Here is a 15,412-nt window from a genome sequence, read left to right as displayed (position 1 = left end):
ATTCGACAGAAGCCCAAGGGTCCGAGGCCCTCGGCGCCAGTCCGCGGAGAAGGTCCGGGGCGGAGCCCTGTAGCCGACGCGGCCTGGGATGGGCGGAAAAGCCGTCCCGCGGGCGCTTGCACATGGCGCTGAGGCCGCCACCTGTCCGCCTGCTACGCAACCTCCACGCCTTTCCAGAAGGCGATATGATCCCGGATGCCCTCGGCGCCTGGCGTCGGATCTGGATAGGTCCAGGCTGCGTTCACGTTGAGCGCGTCTCCCACACGCACATGGAAGTAGCGCGCGGTGCCCTTGATCGGGCAGACGGACGTGTGCGGGCTCATCTCAAGCAGGCCAAAATCGACTGCCGACGGTGGGAAGTAGTGGTTTCCCTCGACGACGACCGTCTCGTTGCTTGTGGCGATGGTGGCGTCATTCCAGATAGCTGAGACCAACGGACTCTCCTTTCGTATTCATCAACCGGCACGGGGCTTGCGGGCTGTCTGCCCCAAGGCCGCACCCCCTCAGATGGCGGGCGGCGTGCGCCCCAGGAGTTTGTCGAGTTCGCCTCTGACATCGAGCTCGAAAAGCTCGTCGGAGCCACCGACATGCGTGCCGTTGATGAAGATCTGCGGCACGGTGTTTCGACCCGACGCTTCCGTCATGGCCTGCCGGTGAACCGGATCCGCCTCGATATCGAGTTCCTTCCATTGCACGCCCTTCTCCTCGAGGAGCATCTTCGCCCGGCGGCAGAACGGGCATCAGTTCGTGATGTACAGCAGCACATCAGTTGTCATATCGCGTCTCCGACAGTTGGAAGCGGATCGCTGTCATGGCGTTGATCTACCGTCAGCCGCGTTCGAGGAGGGCGACTGTGCCTTGACCGCCGTCGGCGCAGATGCTGACGATTGCGCGCGATCCGGGCGGCATGGCCCAAAGTTCCTTCACCGCCTGGCTGAGGTCGCGCGCGCCTGTAGCGCCGAACGGATGACCCAGGGCGACCGAGCCTCCATTGGGATTGACGCGGTCCCAGTCAAAATCGCCCATAGCCGCCTGGACACCGGCTGTCGCGCGCACCCACTCCCGATCGGTGATGGCCGCGACGTTCGCCAGGACCTGGGCTGCAAAGGCTTCGTGGATTTCCCAGAGTGCGATGTCGGAGAAGCTGAGTTGATGCCGCGCGAGCAGGCGCGGAATGCCATAGGAGGGCGCCATCAGCAGGCCCTCGGTGTGGAGATCGACGGCAGAGATCTCGTAGTCGACGAGCCGCGCGTAGGGGGTGCCCGCCGGGAGTCTCGCCACACCGGCTTCGGTAGCGACCCAACACCCGGCGGCTCCATCCGTAATCGGTGAGCTGTTGCCGGCGGTCAGGGTTCCCCTCCCGCTGTCGCGATCGAAGGCGGGCTTGAGTGCGGCCAGCCGTTCGGGCGACGTATCGGCGCGCGGGTTCGCATCGCGCGCCAGCTCAGGCAGCGAAATCACGAGATCGTCGAAGAAGCCACGTTCCCAACCAGCGACTGCCCGCTGGTGGCTCTTGAGCGCCCAATCATCCTGCGCGACGCGCGAGACCCGCCAAGCCTTGGCGGTCTCCTCCATATGATCACCCATCGTCCTTCCGGTGATCCGGTTTGCCCAGCCCTTTGTGGGGAGCACGTAGTCTCGTGGAGTCAGAGACTGGAGGGCGGCAAGCGCGGCGGTCGCATCCTGCGCAAAGAGGTCGGTGAGCCGCTTCGATGCATCGGCCGTCAGGGCGATTGACGGCCGGCTCATGACTTCGGACCCGCCGACCATGGTGAGGTCGGTTCCTCCGCCCAGCATCCCTGCCGCAGCGAAGGTCGCCGTCATGCTGGTCGAGCATGCCAGGACGACGGAGAACGCCGGAACAGTCGGATTGAGCTTGGCATCAAGCCAGGTTTCGCGAGCAATATTGCTCCAGCCCAAATTCGGGATCACGGTTCCCCAGACGAGGAGATCAGGCTCCGCCTGCGCCGCCATCGCCTGCACGACAGGCACGGACAGAGAGATGGCATCGTAGGCAGCCAACGCGCCTCCGCCGCGGCCGAAAGGCGTCCGAAGGCCAGCGGCAATGAAGACGGGTTCGGCAAAGCGGCTCATGATGATCTCCAAAATTAATCCGTGGGCTGCACGTCCACGATCGGCGGGACGCGAAGTAGCTTGCGCCGCTAGCCGCCGTAGCGCTCGGTTTTGACAATGGAGGGGTCCAGGCCGGCCAGCAGCGCGCCCTCGGTCGCGATGTTGACGAAACCGTTGGACCCGCAAACGAATACTTGTGTGGGCTTTCGGTGAAGCCGGGCCAGAACTTCTTGGACCATCACGCCGTCGATCCGTCGCGCAAAGTCCGATGCGCGGATCGGGTTCTCGCGCGTAATTGCCAGCGCCAAGGCGAATGCCGGATCGCTGCATTCGATGGAATGAAGCTCTTTTGAGAAGAGAACGTCTTCAGCGGTTCGTGCGGACAGGAGCAGCGCTGTCGGCACGACCTGGGCTAGTGCGCGGCGCTGCCGGATCATCGCCATCAACGGCACGAGGCCGGAGCCTGCCCCGATCAACAGCACTGGGTCTATGGCAGGTTCAGGCCATAGGAAATGGCCGCCGAGCGGACCACGAAGCTCGATTTCGTCGCCGATCGCCGCGACATCGTGGAAGAACGGCGAAACTTCGCCATCCGGCAGGCGCTCGATAGCGAGCTCGACCGTCGGGAACGAGATTGCCGAAGACGCAATCGAGTAACTCCGCATCGCACTGTAGCCACCGGGCGCGGTCAGCCGGACATCGACGTGCTGCCCTGCGATGTGCGCGAACGGTTTGCTCAACCGAAGGAAGAAGCTCTTGATACTCGGGGTTTGCTGGACGATTTCGTCGATCACGCATGACTGCCACGCGATTTGCGCGCCGTTTTCAGTCATTGGTGTATCGCTGCTCGCGCCACGGATCGCCATAGATGTGATAGCCGCGCAGCTCCCAGAAGCCCGCCTCGTCACGCGTTGTGAATTGCAGCGCGTTCACCCATTTGGCGGACTTCCAGAAGTAAAGGTGCGGAACCAGAAGACGCGCCGGCCCTCCATGATCGCGGGGAAGCGGCTTGCCCGCATAGTTGAGGGCGACCATCGCTTTCCCGGAGAGCAGATCCGCCAGCGGGACGTTTGTCGAGTAATTATCGTAGCAGTGCGCCAAGACGAAATCGGTGGGCCGATCGAGCCCTGCATCTGCAAGGATGTCTTCGATGAGTACGCCCTCCCAGGCGGTATCCAGCTTGGACCAGGACGTGACGCAGTGAATGTCTCGGGTCATCTTGGTCTTCGGTAGGGCGTTGAACTCGCTCCAGTTCCACACTTTGACGGGCTTCGGACCGATCTTGACGGTGAATTTCCAATCGGAGGGCTCCACGCTCGGCGTTGGCCCGGCCGTCAGAACAGGGAAATTCTCCACGAGATGCTGACCCGGCGGAATCCGATCGGACTGGTCGCCGCCTGGACCGCGGCCTGTGAAACCTCTGGTGACCATAGCGAAACCCCCTTGCTTGTCACGACAGACCAGAACCTGATTCAGTTCAGAATTCTGTAAAAGATCTTTGCGCGCACAACCGCCGAACGAGCCAATTCACTGAAAATCAGAATACCGGATTCTCTATTAGCGTAGAGAAAAGTGTTGGACCATTTTGAGTCGTGGTTGTGCGTGAAGACTATAGCGTCAGTCCAGTATGATTTCCCAATACCCTGTAGCTATAGTTTCGATAGCTTCGAATCGGCATTGCAGGCGTATCCCCGTCAGCGGATTTCGAGCGGACGCCGTCGCTTGCCAACGTTGGTGTGAGACCGGCGGGCGAGATCGCCCCTGCCAACGCGACCGCTGAGAGGTCGACTCCTCAACCGCTTGGGCGCTTATCGCCTCCATCCGGATGCTCACCCGCCGAACAGCAATAAACCGCTATTTTCGATAAACTTCTGAATCCGGCTCCGAGGTATGGAAACTATGTCGTACCGCTATTGGATATGTTGCGCGCATACCTTCATAGTCTGACACGCGAAATCTTTAAATCCTGAGTATATTTCGGAAGAAATTTCGATCTGATCGATAAGACTTCAGGATACAGCAAGCTGGAGACACCGATGAAAGCCGTTGGTTACAAGGTTCCGGGACCCATCGCCGAGGACGCCTCTCTGGTCGACATTGATCTGCCTCGGCCTGTCGCTGAAGGAGGCGATATCCTGGTTGAGGTGAAGGCTGTCTCGGTCAACCCGGTCGACTACAAAATCCGCAGCAGCACGCCGCCCGCTGATGGCGATTGGAAAGTGCTGGGATGGGATGCGGCCGGGATCGTGCAAGAGGTCGGCCCCGACGTGACGCAGTTCGCGGTAGGCGACGAGGTCTATTATGCCGGATCGCTCATAAGGCCTGGCACCAATGCGGAGTTCCATCTCGTCGACGCCCGGATCGTCGGTCGTAAACCCGCGTCGCTCGACTGGGCGGAAGCGGCGGCGCTGCCACTCACGACGTTGACGGCCTGGGAAGCCATGTTCGATCGCCTGGACGTGACGAAGCCCGTTCCCGGGGCGGCGGCGGCGATCCTCATCATCGGTGGTGCGGGTGGGGTCGGGTCGATCGCCATCCAGATCGCTCGACAGCGCACGGATCTCATCGTCATCTCCACCGCCTCTCGGCCGGAAACCCAGGAGTGGGTTAAAGGGCTTGGGGCTCATCATGTCATCGACCACTCTCGGCCGCTCGCGCCACAGATTGCCGAGCTCAACATCGGCGCTCCCGCTTTCGTGTTCTCGACCACGCATACCGAGCAGCATGCATCCGACATCGCCGAACTGATCGCCCCGCAAGGACGGTTCGGATTCATCGACGATCCCAAGGCGCTCGACGTCATGCTGTTCAAGCGCAAGGCAGTGTCGATCCACCACGAGCTGATGTTCACACGGTCGCTCTACGGCACGCCCGACATGGATGAGCAGGGCAAGATCCTCAATTCGCTGGCGGTGCTGGTGGACGACGGCAAAATTCGCACGACGCTAACCGAAAAATTGTCGCCAATTAATGCCGCCAATCTGAAGACGGTGCACGCACTGATCGAAAGTGGCGCGGCAAGAGGCAAGATTGTCCTCGAAGGCTTCTGATGACTGCCACCGCCGAACGTCTTTTCTAACCTCAAGAACGCCGGACGGATTACGCCACGGTGAAGGAAATTTCATGACGAAATCCATTGCCACCGCCTCGATCAACCGCGAAACCGCCGTCGCCCTCATCGACGCGGCGATCGCCGCGGCACGTACAATCGGCATCCCGGCTGCGGTCGCCGTCGTCGACGCCACCGGTAACCTGCGCGCGTTCGAGCGCACTGATGACGCGCCGTTTCTCACCGTCGATGTTGCCATCGACAAGGCTTGGAGTTCCGCCTCGTTTGGGTACCCGACCCATGTCTGGAACGACTATGTTTCGAACGATCCAAAAGTGGCGCCGCTGGCCTATCGCCCCCGGATGGTCGCTGTCGGCGGAGGCTATCCGATCCTGGAAGACGGGAAGTTGATCGGCGGGATCGGCATCTCCGGAGGCAACTATCAGCAGGATCAGGATGCGTGCGTCGAGGCACTCACGAAAATCGGGTTCGAGCTGCCAGCCTGACGACTTTAAGGCCATCGCCAGCGGCGGTGGCCTGCAGATGCGACCTTATGAAAGACTTTAAGATGGAAGCGTTCGTCGTCTTCACCCGCGAAGAAACCACCGATCCGGAAGAACTCGCAACCTATTCTGCAGGCGTCGGCCCATCGTTCGATGGCCACGACGTAACCTTTCTCGCCGCTTATGGCGCGATGGAGCATTTGGAGGGGCCGCCCGTCGAAGGGGCCGTAATTTTGCGGTTCCCGACGATGCAGGCCGCCCGTGATTGGTATCATAGCCCCGCCTACCAAACCATCGCTGCGCACCGTTTTGCCGGTTCCCGCTATCGCGCCTTTGTCATTGAGGGGCGGCGGTGACACACCGACGGAAGAACGGCGGGGCTGGCCACGAGGTATCGGTCGGCGAACTCGCATCCTACAACCTGTAGGGGATCAAGGCGGTGAGGTTCGCGTGCCATCGCCACACGCGACCACTCATCGGACTTCTGCATCGGAATTGGAGGATCAGATGAGCGTCGACGAACGACAAGCCCCCGAGCTGCGGGTGCAGAGATGGATTGGCGCGGATGGAGAAAGCATCGCGCCGCTCAAGCTGTCGGATCTCGGCACCGGCCCGAAAGTCCTCTTCGCCTTCCAGCACTGGTGCCGTGGCTGCCATTTGCATGGATTTCCGACGCTACAAAGGTTGCATGGTGCATTGAGCGCCAAGGGCGTGGGCTTCGCGGTGATCCAGACCGTCTTCGAAGGAGCGGATGAGAACACCTTCGAGAAGCTGCGCGTGAACCAGCTCAAGTATGCGCTTCCTGTCGCGTTCGGTCAGGACGAGCCACCTGCCGGCGCGACGCTTCCCACCTTCATGGAGGACTACCGCACGCGGGGAACGCCCTGGTTCTCCGTGATGGACGCTGGCGGCCGCATCGTATTCTCGGACTTCCATCTCGACGCCGATCAGCTCGTGAAGGGACTGGAGCTGGTGTAACCGATGCGGCGCTGGGTCATCCTGATTGCCACCCATCTCGCGATGCTCGCCATGGGCTTCGCGGGCGGTGTCTACACGCTGCCGATCCTGACCGCCCCCCAGGCCCCGGACGCGGCGGCCTTGCGGACCATCTCAGCCGAGACGCTCTACGCAGGGCGTCTGGCCCGCGATCTCAAAGGCAGCGACCTGCTTCACTGGGGGGAAGGCGAGATCCGGGTCTCGCGCGACCGTATCGCCCATATCGGGCGCCTCGCCCCTGGTCCCGACTACAAGCTCTACCTCGCACCACGTTTCGTCGACACGAAGGAGGCCTTTCTCCTAATCAAGGACAGATCAGTCCGCGTGGGCGATGTGAAGACGTTCAACGGCTTCATCGTCGAGGTGCCTGCCGGCATCGATGTCCGTGACTACAACACGGTCGTCATCTGGTGCGAAGCATTCGACCAGTTCATCAGTGCGGCAGAGTATCAACCCTCAAGTCAGGCCCGAGAACGAGCCCGGCGATGGATACCATGAGGTCGGCGGGCAAGCGCGGCCTCGTTCTCGCGCCGGTGGCGGCGCTGCTGCTGAGCGTCGCCGCTCTGCTGCTGGGCAATGGCCTGCTGAGCACGCTCCTGATCGTGAGAGCCGGCCATGAGGGGTTCTCGACCGGCGCGATCAGCGCGATGATGTCCTTCTATTTCGCGGGTTTCACGATCGGCGCGCTCGTGTTGCCACCGATCATCGTCTCCGTGGGACATGTCAGAACCTTCGCCGGCTTCGCGGCCATTGCCTCGATGACCGCCCTTCTCCATGTGGCGTTCGTGGAGCCGATCGCCTGGATGCCGCTTCGCCTGATTACCGGCTTCGCCTACGCGGGCATGATCCTCGCAACGGAGAGTTGGCTCAACGCCCACGCATTGCCATCCACACGCGGGCAGCTCCTGTCGATATTCGGAGTTGTCTCTATGGGCTCATGGGCAATCGGGCAGGCGTTACTCAACATCGCACCGCCCGCCGACGTGACATTGTTCCTCATCGTGTCGCTGCTGATATCAGCGGCGGTGGTTCCGATCACCTTGCTGCCCAGTCATCCGCCGGCCCAGGTGGAACAGGAATGGGTCGCGTTCAGGGACCTCGTCCTCGTATCACCTCTCGCTGCGGCTGGCGCTTTCCTGGCCGGCCTGGCTATCGGTGGTTTCTGGGGCATGGGCGCGAACTTTGCCCAGAGCATCGGCCTCGATGTGGGCGGTATCTCCGCCTTCATGGCTGCGGTTCTTGGTGGAACGCTCGCCTTCCATTGGCCACTCGGTTGGCTTTCGGATCGAGTGCCCCGGAATCTTGTCATCGCCGGTGCGGCGCTGGCGTCCGCAGCGTCTGCCATCGGCGTAGCGTTGGCGGTGGAAGCGCCTCTGCCGCTGCTCCTTGCGGCAGGTGCGCTGTTCGGCGGCTTTGGCATCCCGATTTATTCGTTGTGTCTCGCCGTCGCAAACGACGATCTTCCGGCCGGTCGGCTACTCGGCACCGCGCGCGGGCTTCTGTTGCTCAACGGGATCGGGACAGCCGCTGGCCCCCTAATAGGAGCAGCTGCAATGAATATCGTCGGCCCTGGCGGCCTGTTCCTTTATGCGGCGGCGTTGCTCACGCTCCTGGCAGTGCTGGCCATCGCCCGCAGGCAGCCGAGGCGCGCCAACCAGGCCAAGGCGGCCCCCCGTTCTCCGAGCACGCCGATGATAACCGGATCTCTCGATACGATGATATGCATGGAGAAGCGGGCGCAGGGCGTGCGGGATTAGCGCGGCACGGCGCCTGCACGAACCGCGGGGTCAGGCGATGATAGCTGTTACGCGAATTTCGATACGCATGGTTGGAAGCCCCAGCGCTTCGATTCCCAACTGCGTCCAGATTGGAGCGCGGTCGGGCATGTAGTGGCGATACAGCTTGGCCATTGTTTCGTTGATCACGGGAGGGAATCCACCGACGTGATAGGAATTGACGTGGACCACATGCGGCCAGCGTGCTCCGGCGGTCGCGAGCGTCCGTTCCACGTTCTTGAACGCCTGCTCGATCTCTTCCTCAATCGACTCCGGAATGACGAGATCGTCGTTCCATCCGCCCTGTCCGGAGATCTCCACGCGGTCACCAATGCGCATTGCCTGAGAATAATGAAGCGCGTCATGCAGGCGCGTCCCGTATCCGGGGGTGATGAAGAATGAAGGTGTTGTCATGAGTTTGCCTTTGATGAGCCAGGTCAATGCGGCTGCAAGTGACCGTATGCATGCAGAAAGAGATGCAGGGCGTTCGGCACTAGCGCGCCGGCTGCGGTGGAGGGCTTTATTCCACGTCTTCTACGGTGAGGTCCCGGCCGTTGAACTGCACGGTCTCCCCGGCTCGGGCACCCTCGATCGCTTCGAAGATCGGCGCCATCGTGGAAATGCCCATGAGCTCACGCCCCTGACAGGTAAACTTGCTCGTTGACACCGCGATCACAAAGTGGCGGCCGGACAGCTTGACGACAGCGCCTTCGTTGACGGCCAACTTGGGGCCGAAATCGATCGTCCTGAGCTTTTCGAGTTTATTGGCGTAGTCATGGAGCGTGTCATCGAGCGCTTCAGCGAAGTCGCTCGCGACCTCGGCCTGAGCTAGTTCGTCGTTTTCGATCGGTTCGCTCCGATCGAGCCGAGCGGTAGAGACATAGTCCAGGTAGTTTTCGCGAGCGCTGTGCAACGCTGCTGTCTCCAGCAAGAGCATAGTTTCTCGTATGTGGTCCTTGTTCCAGTCCATAATCACCTCCTAATTTTCGATGTTCTTAAAGTTCAGCCTGCAGATGTGTGGGCCAGGATGGCCAGCCTTTCCGGCTAAGCGACACCGCTATTCGTCGCTGATGACGTCTTCGCCCTGGTATGGAACCCTGATCAGCCGAGGATCTCGAATGATGCTCGTGACGAGCCAGACATATTCCTGCTCGGCGGTATCGAAGCCGAGGATGCTGAAGGATTGGCCGAAAGGGCATGGCGGGAAGTCTGGAAAGCCCTCGCGCAGAACGTAACGCTCGGGATCGCTGTGAAACTCGCTCTTGTAGACTTTCCGTAGTCCGTGCTTGCTCGGCGCGTCCTGGTCACCTGCCGGTGCTGTTTCCCGATGCTCCACAAGGCGCTCGGACAAGTCGCGGGGGCAGATTTCGTGGAACACGTCGAAGGCGTCGATCAACAGGCCTTTATGCTCTGTCGCCGGATCGGTGATCGCGTAGATGTTGGAGGCATCTTCGCCGTCGTCCCCGCTCTCGAGGCGCAACGCCGCATCGACGCGAATGCTGCATGCATCGAGGGTTGACCCTAGTTCGAGATCGACGAGATTGCCGTCCTTGACGCGGTATTCGCGGTCATAGCCGTTGGCGATGAATGACTGGACTGCTTCTAGAACGTCGGTCACCTGGGAGGTCATGGAAGCACCTTCATCTTGAACTGGATTGGACACGCTCGCGCACAAAGCGCGCTGTGACTCGGCGGACGGAGAAGCTCGCGAAGTGCGTTACTCATAGCCACTTGGCCTTCTTGAAGCGCATGAACAGGAGAAGGCAGAACACCGCTATCACTCCGAGCACGACGAAGTAGCCATATGGCGTGTCCAGTTCCGGCATGTGCTTGAAGTTCATGCCATATATTCCGGCGATCGCCGTCGGGACCGCCAAGATCGCCGCCCAGGCCGCGAGCTGGCGAGTGACCACACCGATCCTTTGCGCTTCCAGAAGGCTGCTGGCCTCGAAGACCGTGGACAGGACAAGCAGGAGGCCGTCGACCATGGACTGCACGCGGTGGACATGGTCCGCGACGTCGTGGAAATATGGTGTCATTTCGGCGCTGATGCAGGGAAAGTGGCCGCGAACGAGCTTTCGCACCAGCTCGGCCATAGCCCCGAGCGTGCGCTGGAACCGCGTGAGTTCGGACCTTAGTTCGAAGATTCGCGCCACCTCTTCTGGCCCGAGGAAATCGTGCAGCGACCGTCGCTCCATCGCCAGGACGTCGTCCTCGATCATTTCGAAGATGGGCAGATACTGGTCGACCACTCGGTGCAAGATCGCGTGCAGCACATAGTCGACACCCTTGCCGAACTGCGTCGGCGATGCCTCGAGTTGCTCCCGAAGTTTGCCCAGCGCTCCGGCATTGCCGTGCCGCACGGTGATAAGGTGATTGTGACCGGTGAAGATCGCCATCTTGCCGTAGCTGATCCGGTCGCCGACCAGCTCGGCGGTCTGGGCGACGACGTACAACTCATCGTTGTAGACCTCGAGCTTGGGCGGGCACAGCGGGTGCATGGCGTTGTCGATCGCCAAAGGATGGAGGTTATACGTCGTCTGGATCGCGCTGAGTTCGTCTGCGGTGGGCTCGCTAAGCGCGATCCAGCAGAAGCCCGAGCGATTCTCGTTTAGTTCGACGTGCTCATCGAGCCTGATTTCACGGACTCGCTTACCTTCGTTGTAATAATATGCGGCGATAATGGTCATGCAGGCCTCGCAGGAATTCGCAGGCCACGCTGTACAGCCGGTCGCGCCAGCCCGCGTTCGAGCCATGCCTGCACGTTCGAATAGCTGCTTAGGCCGAGGATGTCGCCCGCTGCGTAGAATTCGACCAGCGCATTCACCCAGCCAAACGTCGCAATGTCCGCGATCGAGTAATCATCGACAATCCATTCGCGGCCCTCCAGCCGGTGATCCAGGACCCCGAGAAGACGCCTGGATTCATCAACAAAGCGCTGCCGAGGTCGCTTGTCCTCATAGTCCTTGCCGGCAAATCGCAGGAAAAAGCCTAGCTGTCCGAAGGTCGGCCCAACGCCCGACACCTGAAAGAACACCCAGGCCAGAGTCTCGTACCGCTGGGCGGGTGTTGTTGAGATGAGCTGCCCCGTCTTGTCGGCCAGATAGATGAGGATCGCACCGGTTTCCCATATGCCAATGGGCTGGCCGTCAGGGCCAGCCGGATCGATGATCGCGGGTATGCGGCCGTTGGGATTCAACGACACGAACGCTGGATCCTTCGACTCGTTGTTCGAGATGTCGACGAAGTGGGGCTCATACGGCAGGCCAGTCTCCTCCAGCATCATCGAGACCTTGACGCCGTTGGGCGTGGGGGCCGCGTATAGTTGCAAGCGATCCGGATAAGATGCTGGCCAGCGCTGCGTGATGGGAAAGGAGGAGAGGTCTGTCATATCTGGATCCTGGCACTGCGACGGCGGCTGAATGGAATGATCTGCTTCAAGGCCGGGTTCGACGACCGCGTCGATTGACGCGGTCGTCGGAGGTTGCGAACCGGATCGGCGCGGCACTAACGGCAGCGAAGCCTATTCCGCTGCAGCCCCGGCCGCAGGGCTCACATCGCCGGCCTCATGCCGCTTTGGAAGAACCCAGTCGGGACGGACGAAGTGGCAGGTGTAGCCGCCCGGCCGCTTCTCCAGATAATCCTGGTGATCGGGCTCGGCCTCCCAGAACTCGCCGACCGGCTGGACCTCGGTCACCACTTTGCCATCCCACAGCCCCGAGGCATCCACATCGGCGATCGTATCCTCGGCGACGCGCTTCTGCTCCTCGTCGACATAATAGATGCCCGACCGGTAGGAGAGCCCACGATCATTGCCCTGGCGGTTCAGCGTCGTCGGATCGTGGATCTGGAAGAAGAATTCCAGGATGTGCCGGTAGCTCGTCACTGTCGGGTCGAAGACAATCTCGATCCCCTCGGCATGCGTGCCGTGATTACGATACGTGGCGTTCGGAATATCGCCGCCCGTGTAACCCACACGGGTCGAGATGATGCCGGGCCGCTTGCGGATCAGATCCTGCATGCCCCAGAAACATCCTCCTGCGAGAACAGCGCGCTGATGCATGTTAAGCCTCCTCTACTTGATCGAGATATTCACCGTATCCCTCGGACTCCATCTCGTCGCGCGGGATGAAGCGAAGGGACGCAGAGTTGATGCAGTAGCGCAGACCGCCGCGGTCGGAAGGACCGTCCGGGAAAACGTGGCCCAGATGGCTGTCGGCGTGTACCGACCTGACCTCCGTCCGGACCATGCCGTGTGCACTGTCCCGCACCTCGTTCACGTTTGCCGGAACGATCGGCTTGGTGAAGCTGGGCCAGCCAGTACCCGAATCGAACTTGTCCGTTGAAGCGAACAGCGGCTCTCCCGACACTATGTCGACGTAGATGCCAGGCTCCTTGTTGTCGTTGTGCTCACCCGTGAAGGGCCTTTCGGTCCCCGAATCCTGGGTAATCCGGCGTTGCTCGGGGGTCAGGCGGTCAACTGCTGCCTGTGACTTCTCAAACTTCATGATAGTCTCCAATAATTAATCTAGAGAGCTCGACACACTGTCATTTATCTTTGCAGTCATTGCGCCGACTATCGCAGTGCGCCCCAGATTTATCCAATACGCTGCGCGTATAGTTTCCATAGCGCCGAAGCTCTTCACGTCGTGATTCAGTTCCACTCATACCGGGCTGCCAGCTGCGCGATGTTCCGTATCTCGACCGTTGCCGTGGAGCCGGATACTGTCGCGATCACGACTTCGCGCTCCAAGACAAATCCGTCGATCGGCCGAGTGACGAGGCCTTGCACGGTCGGCGATCGTTCCGGAAGAATGCATATGGCGTGGCCGTCAGCGACGACCCGTTGCACCCAGTCCTCGCGATCTGATCGAAAGCGAGGTCGCATGAGCAAGTCCCGTCGCGCGAAGTGATCGAGGATCCGATCGCGAAACTCGCATTTCAGGCGATCGACGAAAGGAAACTCGAGCAGGTCTTCGCCGCGCACGATCTCGTTGGCAGCCAAGGGATGGTTTGCAGAACAGCCGAGCACGAAGCGCTCCCGAAATAGAGGATGCACATCCAGCTTGCGTTCCGGTCTTGTTTCACGCGGCATGATGCACGCGTGGTATTTTCCTGAAAGCACCTCCGATGTGTCCTCGTTCGACTGGAGCGAGTGCAGCTTGATTTCGATGGATGGCATCTCCGCCAATGCGCTCTCGAAGAATGCCGTAAATTCCTTTGGTCCGACGGTGGGCGCGACGGCGACATCCAGCACGCGGTGCCCCCCCATCGCCCAGTGCTCCGAGTGATTGCGAACGCTCTTCATCGCGACCACCATGCGCCGGAATTCTGCCTCGACGTCATGGCCAAGGCCAGTCAGGCGGCTGTTCTTCCCGTCGCGATAGATCAGCGGCCCGCCAAGCTCATCTTCCAAGCGGCGGATCGCGCGGGTCAGACTTGGCTGTGACACACCGCTCAAGCGAGCGGCCGCTGTGAAATTCAGCGTCTCGGCCAAGTTGATGAAATAGCTGACTTGATTGAGTTCCATAGTCCTTTGGCCCACGCGCCTGACTGATACCTCTTCCGTGAGACCGCCTTTGGAACGCAGGTCGCAGAAGTATGCTTGGCGCATATAATCATGATATAGGGGCTTGTCTATATGCGCCAGACATATAAATGATAGCCTGAGATGACGATTACCGGTTGGCGGTGCGCTCCGCTCAGCTCCGTCGAAGGTTCTGAGAGCGCAACCGCCAAGCCGCGTGCTGGAGGTTTGATGGACATGGCAGGAAGATCATTTACGTTTGTCAGTGGGGCTGGCTCTCCGCTGTCCGGGCACCTCGAACCGCCGGAAGGGACGCCGCGGGGCTGGGCGATCTTCGCCCACTGCTTCACGTGCGGGAAAGACAGTCGCGCCGCTGTTCACATCTCGCGCGCGCTGTCGCGTGCGGGCATCGGGGTCTTGAGGTTCGATTTCGCCGGGACCGGGATCGGCGGTGGGACGGGAGAACCTGTGAACTTCGCGTCGGACGTCGAGGACCTTCGGGCCGCCGCAAATGCGATGGCGGCGGCGGGCATGTCACCGTCCCTCCTCGTCGGGCACAGCCTGGGTGGCACCGCTGCGATCGTAGCCGCCGCCGACATGCCTGATATTGCGGCGGTAGCGACGATTGGTGCGCCGGCCGACCTTCAGCATATCTTGCGCCTCTTCGGACCGAATGATCTGGACACCATCGCGAGCGAGGGCGAGGCCTCGGTGGAGATTGCCGGTAGGCCCTTCCTCATTCGCCGAGGGTTCCTTGAGGCGGTTGAGGGGATCGACGTCGAGAAGGCCATTGCCTCCCTGCGACGGCCGGTGCTGGTCATGCACTCTCCGCTGGATCAGGTGGTCGGCATCGACCACGCGTCGCGCATCTTCGTCGCGTCCAGGCACCCTAAAAGCTTCATCTCGCTCGACAACGCGGATCACCTTCTCACCGACGTCGCGGACGCGAACTACGCCGCGGCCATGGTGGCGGTTTGGGCGAGCCGCTTTCTCCCACCACTCAGCGCGGATCTTCCGCAGATCGAGGTTGCGGAGGGCGTCGTCGCCACCGAAACTCTTGCAGGGACGTTCCAGCTCAAGGTCCGCAGCGGCGAGCACACTCTGTTCGCCGACGAGCCAGCATCGGTCGGTGGCCTCGGGACCGGACTATCTCCCTACGAACTCGTATCTGCCGGCCTCGCAGCCTGCACGGTGATGACGATGCGTCTCTATGCGAACCGCAAGGGCTTTCCGCTCGAACGGGCGAGCACGACCGTGCAGCACGAGAAGGTGCCGGACATGATGCCACCCGACCGGTTCACCCGCACCATTGTCCTCGATGGGCCGCTGAGTGATGATCAGCGCGCTCGGATCCTCGCGATCGCTGATCGGTGTCCCGTCGATCTGAGTCTCATCCGGGGTTCGGACGTGCAGACCGAGCTCTTGAGCGCCAGTCAGGCTGCGGATCCCGCGAGGCTGGCTTGACCGTGGCGCACACGGAGGAGGGCGA

19 protein-coding genes and 1 pseudogene are annotated in these 15,412 nt (G+C 61.2%); 7 read left to right on the top strand and 13 right to left on the bottom strand.

Going from position 1 to position 15,412, the window contains the following annotated elements:
• Positions 1-152: 152 nt before the first annotated feature.
• The 5 genes and pseudogenes from ACM1PE_RS14865 to ACM1PE_RS14845 all read right to left on the bottom strand — a co-directional run bounded on the left by ACM1PE_RS14865 (position 153) and on the right by ACM1PE_RS14845 (position 3,504).
• The gene (locus ACM1PE_RS14865; protein ID WP_046092728.1) at positions 153-434 is read right to left on the bottom strand and encodes a DUF427 domain-containing protein; all 282 of its coding nucleotides are present in this window, start codon (positions 432-434) and stop codon (positions 153-155) included.
• 69 nt (positions 435-503) lie between these two features.
• Positions 504-728 (bottom strand): annotated as a pseudogene (locus ACM1PE_RS14860) (glutaredoxin domain-containing protein); the annotation flags it as partial.
• A gap of 100 nt (positions 729-828) precedes the next feature.
• Entirely contained in the window at positions 829-2,094 is a 1,266-nt protein-coding gene (locus ACM1PE_RS14855) for a thiolase family protein (protein WP_033982398.1), read from the bottom strand.
• A 68-nt stretch (positions 2,095-2,162) separates the two neighbouring features.
• Positions 2,163-2,906: a ferredoxin reductase gene (locus ACM1PE_RS14850; RefSeq protein WP_044059343.1), complete on the bottom strand. Its 744-nt coding sequence runs from the start codon at positions 2,904-2,906 to the stop codon at positions 2,163-2,165.
• Positions 2,899-3,504, bottom strand: coding sequence for a sulfite oxidase-like oxidoreductase (locus ACM1PE_RS14845; protein ID WP_033982388.1), 606 nt, complete (start codon positions 3,502-3,504; stop codon positions 2,899-2,901). The genes ACM1PE_RS14850 and ACM1PE_RS14845 overlap by 8 nt, the downstream gene beginning before the upstream one ends.
• A 605-nt stretch (positions 3,505-4,109) precedes the next feature.
• Here ACM1PE_RS14845 and ACM1PE_RS14840 point away from each other — a divergent pair.
• From ACM1PE_RS14840 to ACM1PE_RS14815, 6 genes are all read left to right on the top strand, one after another.
• Positions 4,110-5,123: a zinc-binding alcohol dehydrogenase family protein gene (locus ACM1PE_RS14840; RefSeq protein WP_066117801.1), complete on the top strand. Its 1,014-nt coding sequence runs from the start codon at positions 4,110-4,112 to the stop codon at positions 5,121-5,123.
• Between the two features lie 73 nt (positions 5,124-5,196).
• Positions 5,197-5,628 carry a GlcG/HbpS family heme-binding protein gene (locus tag ACM1PE_RS14835; RefSeq protein ID WP_004357630.1) on the top strand — a complete coding sequence of 144 codons (432 nt, stop codon included), beginning with the start codon at positions 5,197-5,199 and terminating at the stop codon, positions 5,626-5,628.
• 62 nt (positions 5,629-5,690) lie between these two features.
• Positions 5,691-5,981, top strand: a complete 291-nt coding sequence (locus tag ACM1PE_RS14830; protein ID WP_011191344.1) for a DUF1330 domain-containing protein — start codon at positions 5,691-5,693, stop codon at positions 5,979-5,981.
• A gap of 151 nt (positions 5,982-6,132) precedes the next feature.
• Complete coding sequence (locus ACM1PE_RS14825; RefSeq protein ID WP_011191345.1) at positions 6,133-6,603, top strand: TlpA family protein disulfide reductase; 471 nt, start codon at positions 6,133-6,135, stop codon at positions 6,601-6,603.
• A gap of 3 nt (positions 6,604-6,606) precedes the next feature.
• A complete protein-coding gene (locus ACM1PE_RS14820) occupies positions 6,607-7,119 on the top strand; it encodes a DM13 domain-containing protein (RefSeq protein ID WP_004357637.1) in 513 nt (170 codons plus the stop codon).
• Positions 7,107-8,378 carry an MFS transporter gene (locus ACM1PE_RS14815; RefSeq protein ID WP_103827477.1) on the top strand — a complete coding sequence of 424 codons (1,272 nt, stop codon included), beginning with the start codon at positions 7,107-7,109 and terminating at the stop codon, positions 8,376-8,378. The genes ACM1PE_RS14820 and ACM1PE_RS14815 overlap by 13 nt, the downstream gene beginning before the upstream one ends.
• Before the next feature lie 30 nt (positions 8,379-8,408).
• Here the strand turns inward: ACM1PE_RS14815 and ACM1PE_RS14810 are convergent, their stop codons facing one another.
• The 8 genes from ACM1PE_RS14810 to ACM1PE_RS14775 all read right to left on the bottom strand — a co-directional run bounded on the left by ACM1PE_RS14810 (position 8,409) and on the right by ACM1PE_RS14775 (position 13,926).
• A complete protein-coding gene (locus ACM1PE_RS14810; RefSeq protein WP_004099044.1) occupies positions 8,409-8,810 on the bottom strand; it encodes a RidA family protein in 402 nt (133 codons plus the stop codon).
• Between the two features lie 106 nt (positions 8,811-8,916).
• Positions 8,917-9,366, bottom strand: coding sequence for a hypothetical protein (locus ACM1PE_RS14805; RefSeq protein WP_004099042.1), 450 nt, complete (start codon positions 9,364-9,366; stop codon positions 8,917-8,919).
• An 87-nt stretch (positions 9,367-9,453) separates the two neighbouring features.
• The gene (locus ACM1PE_RS14800; RefSeq protein ID WP_047722653.1) at positions 9,454-10,026 is read right to left on the bottom strand and encodes a hypothetical protein; all 573 of its coding nucleotides are present in this window, start codon (positions 10,024-10,026) and stop codon (positions 9,454-9,456) included.
• A gap of 91 nt (positions 10,027-10,117) precedes the next feature.
• Positions 10,118-11,086: a magnesium and cobalt transport protein CorA gene (locus ACM1PE_RS14795; protein WP_039392455.1), complete on the bottom strand. Its 969-nt coding sequence runs from the start codon at positions 11,084-11,086 to the stop codon at positions 10,118-10,120.
• Positions 11,083-11,787, bottom strand: coding sequence for a glutathione S-transferase N-terminal domain-containing protein (locus ACM1PE_RS14790; protein ID WP_004099038.1), 705 nt, complete (start codon positions 11,785-11,787; stop codon positions 11,083-11,085). The genes ACM1PE_RS14795 and ACM1PE_RS14790 overlap by 4 nt, the downstream gene beginning before the upstream one ends.
• A 132-nt stretch (positions 11,788-11,919) precedes the next feature.
• A complete protein-coding gene (gene msrA / locus ACM1PE_RS14785) occupies positions 11,920-12,459 on the bottom strand; it encodes a peptide-methionine (S)-S-oxide reductase MsrA (RefSeq protein WP_004099036.1) in 540 nt (179 codons plus the stop codon).
• 1 nt (position 12,460) lies between these two features.
• Positions 12,461-12,904: a peptide-methionine (R)-S-oxide reductase MsrB gene (gene msrB / locus ACM1PE_RS14780; protein ID WP_004099035.1), complete on the bottom strand. Its 444-nt coding sequence runs from the start codon at positions 12,902-12,904 to the stop codon at positions 12,461-12,463.
• Positions 12,905-13,050: 146 nt separating this feature from the next.
• A complete protein-coding gene (locus ACM1PE_RS14775; protein WP_011191349.1) occupies positions 13,051-13,926 on the bottom strand; it encodes a LysR family transcriptional regulator in 876 nt (291 codons plus the stop codon).
• A 228-nt stretch (positions 13,927-14,154) separates the two neighbouring features.
• Here ACM1PE_RS14775 and ACM1PE_RS14770 point away from each other — a divergent pair, with 228 nt between their 5' ends.
• The gene (locus ACM1PE_RS14770) at positions 14,155-15,387 is read left to right on the top strand and encodes a bifunctional alpha/beta hydrolase/OsmC family protein (RefSeq protein WP_045269764.1); all 1,233 of its coding nucleotides are present in this window, start codon (positions 14,155-14,157) and stop codon (positions 15,385-15,387) included.
• Positions 15,388-15,412: the final 25 nt, after the last annotated feature.

This window comes from Achromobacter sp. PD1 (assembly GCF_048541815.1).
In the GTDB taxonomy this organism is placed as follows: Bacteria; Pseudomonadota; Gammaproteobacteria; order Burkholderiales; family Burkholderiaceae_B; genus Achromobacter; species Achromobacter bronchisepticus_A.
The sequence above is the reverse complement of the archived record's forward strand: the minus strand, read 5'-3'. Positions and strand labels throughout refer to the sequence as shown.